Raw genomic sequence first — 5,118 nt, 5'->3', positions numbered from 1 at the left:
CCGGGCGGGCCTGGCCGCCCTGGCGGCGCTGGCCCGCCGCGGGTCGGGGCCGTAGGCCGCGAGCGTTCACGTTGCCCGCACCGAGCCGCGCAGCCGGCGGACTGGTGTACGGATGCCGACGGCGCTCGGCGGTGGGTTTGCGGTGGATATGAGACGGCGACACGCCGACGTCACGGCGTGTCGCCGTCTCATATCCACCGCAAAGTCAGAGCTCGCCGACCGGCAGCGGCGAGGAAGACGGGGCTGCGTCGTCGAGCCGCACAACGGTGGCGCCCATGGCCGCAGCCTCCGCAGAGGCGGGACGTAGCTCGGAGGCGACGCCGCCGGAGGGGGCGAAGAGGGCTTCCGCTGTGTCCGCGGCGTGAGTCGCGGGGTTGCTTATGTTGATCGCGGGTCATCGTCGCAGGCATCGCTGACAGCACGGCAGGCGGAGACGACAAGGCGAAGGGAAGGTCATGACAGAAGCAACATGTCCACCGAAAGGCGATCAGCTGACCGATGTGCTCATATACTTCGACGGCGAATTGCTCGCCGGGATTGTTCTCGACGATGTGCAGAACAGCTTCCCCGAATACGGGGGGACGGTTGTCGACGGGCCGGCTCTCCCGCGGTGGCGTGAGTTCGTAGAGGTCTTCGGCAGTGTCGACCTTGAGTTTGACTACTGCCCGCACCATCCGGACGAAGGCCCCTACGAATCGACGGATCTGGCGTGGTATGTCAACGCATTGGCGGGACTGGAAGGCTCTCACCCCGAGGCGGACCCGGACCATCCATGGCTCGAGCCGTGGAAGGCCGCCGATTCGGCATGCCTGGAGAGATATCTGACGTTCCTCGACTTCCGGCGCTGGCGGGCGGTGACACAGAACGGAGAGATAGTCGCCGGCATCCCGCTGCCACCCAGCCTGGACCTTCGAACCAGACGCTTTTACTTTCGGCCGTGACCCGGAGCCCAGCCCGGCGTGGCTCGTCGCCGAAGCCCGGTTCACCGGGCGGCCGGGGATGTAGAGGATCTCCTGGCCGCGCCTGGCACTCGCTCCCGTCCCGCCGCCCCGGGCTTCCACGGGGCCCTACGGCGGCGGCTGATCGCGATCCGGCCCTGCCGCAAGAAGGCCCCTCAGCGACTGGGCTCCTCGGCATGGTCAGCACCTCCGGCCGACGAGCGGTCCACCAGCACGAACCACACGGACTTGCGGGCGGGTTCACGTCCGCCGTGAACAGTCACGCCCCACCGCGTAGCGAGAGCGTCCACGAGAGCCAGACCGCGTCCGTGTTCGTCACCCACCTCCGGGAACGAGTGCGGCATGGGCGGAGTGTTGCGGAAGTCACCGTCGGTCACACGGACCGTAATCGAAGCGCCATCGATGGTGGTCTCCACAGTGAGTTGGCACGTGTCAGCGTGTTGCCAGACGTTGGTCACCAGTTCCGAGACAAGAAGGCGAGCCGCGTCCACGCTGGCACCATGGCCTGCGGCCTCCAGCAATGACGCCACCATGTCACGGGCGACTTTGGGATTTTGCTCGGCGCTGGGCGCGGTAAGGCGGTAACTGTGCGTGGGCGGCCCGTCGTGGGTGGCGAGTGGTCCGGTGAGCGTTGCGGTCGCCATACGTTTCTCCTGGCTCGTGCGGTGGGGCCTGCGCTGTTTGGCCATGTCGTGCGCCCGGGTCGACGTCCAACCAACAGCCAGAGATGGAACTTTGACTCTTTCGGGCTGCCGCACGGCACGCCGAGGACGTTAGGGTGCACCCGGGTGGGGAGCGTGCGACGGTGAGCCACCTGGAGTCAGGACGGCATGGCATCAGCTCCGAACGCCTTCGCCGGCTGGCAGCCTTTTACGGTGCTGACGACCCCGAACTCGTCGACGCTCTCTCAACCATGGCGGAAGAACGAGGCGCACAATGGTGGAGCGAGTACCGGGGAGTTCTACCAGCCGCATTACTGGACATCGCCGAACTAGAACATCACGCAACACACCTGCGAAGCATCCAGATGCTCGCCGTTCCGGGCATTCTGCAGACCGAAGACTACGCCCGGGCGATCTTCAAGGGAAATCCAGCAATTCCCGAGAGCGGGATCGACACACGGGTGGCACACCGGATGGCTCGGCGGAGGATTCTCGCCCGAAGGACACCACCGCCGCTTGAGGTGATCATCCACGAAGCTGGTCTGCGCATGCGGTACGGGAGCCGAAAGATCACCCGGTCACAACTGGAATTCCTGCTGGACGCGTGCACGTGGCCCACCGTCACCGTTCGGGTGGTTCCTTTCGAAATCGACGAATTCATCGGATACGCCCAATCCATGCTTTACGCGGGCGGTCCGGTCCCTCAACTCGACACAGTCCAGATCGACAACGCATACAGCGTCGATTTCCTGGACGCCGAGTCTCAACTCGCCCAATGCCGGACGCTCATTGATTCCATCGCAAGAATCACCCTCGGGCCGGGCGAGTCGAGAAAATTGATCCACACCCTCAGCCAGGAGCTGTAAGCCAATCATGGCAACCGAAGAGATAAGCTGGCGCAAGTCTTCCTACTCCAACGGAGACACCAACTGCGTCGAAATCGGCGCAACCGGCAATGTCGTTCTGGTGAGGGAAAGCGATACCCCTGCAGCGACCCTGAGCACGAGCAGGGACCTACTACGCGTCTTTGTGCTCGGTATCAAAGCTGGGGAGTTCGACCACTTCGCCCACATTCGCGTTGACCGGCCGACCCCTCATTCGCCCAGGTGAGGGGCCGTCGTCATGCGCAGCTGCGGGAACCATCCGCACGGCGCTCCCACCGCGCAGGAGATCCTGTGACCGACACCCGTCGGGGCTTCGGCGGACCGAGCTGCCTGTCGGCGATGAGCGGCCAGGGGGCTTTTGTCGCGCCCGGAGTCAGTGCAGGGCCCCGATGGCCTTCAGGATCAACGCCCGCGCCTCGGCCCCGTATACGGCCATGCTGCGCAGCTCCTCAAACGCCTTCACATACAGGACGACCTCGGAGGGTTGGTTGATCCGCACCCTGGCGGACACCAGCTCCACGGACACGAGCTTGTCGTCATATACGTGGAAGGTCTCGCGTGGCCACCAGCCCGAAGACGGTGGACGTCGCGGAGTACGTCGAAGCCATCGCCGCCCACTGCCCCTATCTCACGCCGTCCGTGGCGCGCGGGCTGACGGGCTGGACGGTGTACGAGGTACGCGGAGGTGCAGCGGACGTCGAGGCGGAGGTGTTCCATGCCGGCGTTCGGGCTGCGGAGTGGGTACGACCCTTGGCGACTCGGCCGCATGGCGCGTTAGTGTGCGAGAACGTCGTGGTTCTCGGCGCCGGGCAGGATGCGCTGGCGTGGCCTCACTGGGTCCTCAAGCACCTGTACGGGCCGGTGGGGCTGATGTTCGGCAAGTTCTCGGCGGGCGAGGAGAAGGCCGACCGGCACGGCCGCCGTATTCCGGCGCCCCCGGTGTCGTTCCTCCCCGCGCGGGTCGCCGTACGGCCCCGCGATCCCCGGCTTCTGGAGCGGACACCGGATCTCGCTGCCGCTGTGGCGGTCGCCGTCGACGACGGCCGAGATGCGTTCGAGGGCATGCCGCATGGGTGGAAGGAGATCAAGGAGTGGGCGCACCACCTCCTGCCGAGGCAGTGAAAGTCCTGGAAGACCGGTTCGGGCCGGTCAGCGCATGCCTGCTGAGTGACCGGCGAGGCTCTCGGGCGTGGAAGGTCGCCACCCCCAAGGGCCGCTTGGCGCTGAAGGCCAACGCTCCGGAGTCCGAGGACACCCGGGACAAGGCCGGGGAACTGGAGCAGGAAAACCGTCACCTCTTCCAGCTGGCCCAGGCCGACGCCATCGACCGTGCGTACCGGATCGAGTCCGGTATGTGGGAAGGCGGGCGATGGCTGGCCGTGCGGTGGATCGAGGGTGTGCTCCTCTGGCGGGCCTTCGAGCTCGCCCGTGGGCCCGAAGGAAACCGCCCCTCGGTACGGCCCTGGTTGCTCGGCATCGCCCGAACCTGGGCACGGCGCCTCGCGGCGATGCATGCCGCTGGTTGGGCCCATGCGGATGTACAGCCCACCAACACCCTCGTCACCAACAGCGGCACCGCCGAGGTCATCGACTACGCGCTGGCCTGCGGGCCCGGCCAGGACGAGCGCCTTCCGTACCGGGGCGCGCTCACCCACACGACCGCCCCTGAGGTCGCCGACGCCATCCTGTCCACCAGTGATGACACCCACGTCCAAGCGGGGCCCGCGGCAGACATGTGGGGCCTGGGTGCATCCCTGTTCTGGTGCTGGACAGGACATCGACCGGTGGCCTACGAGGACGATCTGGACCGCCTGGACAAGCTCCACGCCATCGCCGAAGGACGCACACTCCGCCTGGAAGACGTACGGCCGTGGGCCTTCCCGGAGTTCGAGCAGTTGATCACAGCCTGCATGAACGCCGACCCCGGCGCCCGGCCCACGGCCGCCGAGCTGGCCAGAGCATGCTGACCCTGCGGGAACTGGCCGTGGACGACTCGCCGGCCATCCGGCGCATTTACAGTGGCGCCTCGGTCCGCTTCACCCACGGCTACGGGTACCAGATGACCGACGAGGATGCCTGCCGCCGGATCGCCAAGGCCCTGGAATCAGCCCGGATAATCCCTCGCCCGTGCTGGGATTTCGGCATCGCGGTCGTCGGCGATGTGATCGGCATGATCTCCCTCCGCGTGCGGGAACCGGGCCTCGGGGCCGTCAGCTACATCCTCCGTGAGGACTGCTGGGGCAACGGCTACGCCACCCAGGCTGCGAAAAGAGTTGTCGACTTCGCCTTCACCGAGCTGAAGCGTCTGGAGGCCAAGCACCACCCGGACAACCCCGCCTCCGGCCGCGTCCTGGCCAAAGCCGGATTCACCTGCCTCGGCAGCTCTGGCCTTCACGCCGAAGACGGAGTGGTCGCGTCCTGCCCGGTGTACGAGATCCGCCGCCCCTGACCGCGCCGACTCACCCTTCCCCGGCGGCTGGAACGCCCCCTATGCGCCGCCCGGCCGCCGCCCCGCCCGCGTGTCGGCCGCCCGCAGGCCGTACGCCCCCCGCAGGCTCCGGGCGGGCCTGGCCGCCCTGGCGGCGCTGGCCCGCCGCGGGTCGGGGCCGTAGG

General features: G+C 67.2%; 7 protein-coding genes and 2 pseudogenes. 7 read left to right on the top strand and 2 right to left on the bottom strand.

Translation table 11 applies throughout. The features are described from left to right. Nucleotides 1-455: 455 nt before the first annotated feature. Nucleotides 456-941: a hypothetical protein gene (locus CCN51_RS48625; protein WP_143676159.1), complete on the top strand. Its 486-nt coding sequence runs from the start codon at nt 456-458 to the stop codon at nt 939-941. 173 nt (nt 942-1,114) lie between these two features. Here the strand turns inward: CCN51_RS48625 and CCN51_RS48620 are convergent, their stop codons facing one another. After that, nucleotides 1,115-1,603, bottom strand: coding sequence for an ATP-binding protein (locus CCN51_RS48620; RefSeq protein WP_014179085.1), 489 nt, complete (start codon nt 1,601-1,603; stop codon nt 1,115-1,117). 131 nt (nt 1,604-1,734) lie between these two features. On the opposite strand from CCN51_RS48620, the pseudogene CCN51_RS59755 reads away from it, so the two are divergent. The 3 genes and pseudogenes from CCN51_RS59755 to CCN51_RS48610 all read left to right on the top strand — a co-directional run. Beyond that, a pseudogene (locus tag CCN51_RS59755) lies at nt 1,735-1,851 on the top strand (helix-turn-helix domain-containing protein); the annotation flags it as partial. Between the two features lie 21 nt (nt 1,852-1,872). Beyond that, nucleotides 1,873-2,487 carry a DUF5753 domain-containing protein gene (locus tag CCN51_RS48615; RefSeq protein ID WP_338000821.1) on the top strand — a complete coding sequence of 205 codons (615 nt, stop codon included), beginning with the start codon at nt 1,873-1,875 and terminating at the stop codon, nt 2,485-2,487. Between the two features lie 7 nt (nt 2,488-2,494). After that, nucleotides 2,495-2,731 (top strand): DUF397 domain-containing protein, encoded by a 237-nt coding sequence (locus CCN51_RS48610; RefSeq protein ID WP_078610613.1) that lies wholly within the window; start codon nt 2,495-2,497, stop codon nt 2,729-2,731. 147 nt (nt 2,732-2,878) lie between these two features. On the opposite strand, the pseudogene CCN51_RS53970 reads toward CCN51_RS48610, so the two are convergent. Beyond that, nucleotides 2,879-3,070 (bottom strand): annotated as a pseudogene (locus tag CCN51_RS53970) (transcriptional regulator); the annotation flags it as partial. Here CCN51_RS53970 and CCN51_RS53965 point away from each other — a divergent pair. From CCN51_RS53965 to CCN51_RS48600, 3 genes are read left to right on the top strand one after another with little or no spacing between them, the layout of a single operon-like run. Beyond that, nucleotides 3,064-3,627: a hypothetical protein gene (locus CCN51_RS53965; RefSeq protein ID WP_014179082.1), complete on the top strand. Its 564-nt coding sequence runs from the start codon at nt 3,064-3,066 to the stop codon at nt 3,625-3,627. The pseudogene CCN51_RS53970 and the gene CCN51_RS53965 sit on opposite strands and share 7 nt — an antisense overlap. Continuing rightward, nucleotides 3,597-4,472 (top strand): protein kinase domain-containing protein, encoded by an 876-nt coding sequence (locus tag CCN51_RS53960; protein WP_014179081.1) that lies wholly within the window; start codon nt 3,597-3,599, stop codon nt 4,470-4,472. Before CCN51_RS53965 ends, CCN51_RS53960 begins: the two co-directional genes overlap by 31 nt. Then, nucleotides 4,466-4,954 (top strand): GNAT family N-acetyltransferase, encoded by a 489-nt coding sequence (locus CCN51_RS48600; protein ID WP_014179080.1) that lies wholly within the window; start codon nt 4,466-4,468, stop codon nt 4,952-4,954. The genes CCN51_RS53960 and CCN51_RS48600 overlap by 7 nt, the downstream gene beginning before the upstream one ends. Nucleotides 4,955-5,118 lie beyond the last annotated feature (164 nt).

This window comes from Streptomyces milbemycinicus (assembly GCF_002154605.1).
Lineage (GTDB): Bacteria > Actinomycetota > Actinomycetes > Streptomycetales > Streptomycetaceae > Streptomyces > Streptomyces milbemycinicus.
This window is presented reverse-complemented; position numbering and strand designations above follow the sequence as displayed.

Bases quoted from the DNA above. Each gene is read 5' to 3' on its own strand.
- CCN51_RS48625 (WP_143676159.1), top strand. From the start codon at position 456: ATGACAGAAGCAACATGTCCACCGAAAGGCGATCAGCTGACCGATGTG.
- CCN51_RS48620 (WP_014179085.1), bottom strand. From the start codon at position 1,603: ATGGCGACCGCAACGCTCACCGGACCACTCGCCACCCACGACGGGCCG.
- CCN51_RS48615 (WP_338000821.1), top strand. From the start codon at position 1,873: ATGGCGGAAGAACGAGGCGCACAATGGTGGAGCGAGTACCGGGGAGTT.
- CCN51_RS48610 (WP_078610613.1), top strand. From the start codon at position 2,495: ATGGCAACCGAAGAGATAAGCTGGCGCAAGTCTTCCTACTCCAACGGA.
- CCN51_RS48600 (WP_014179080.1), top strand. From the start codon at position 4,466: ATGCTGACCCTGCGGGAACTGGCCGTGGACGACTCGCCGGCCATCCGG.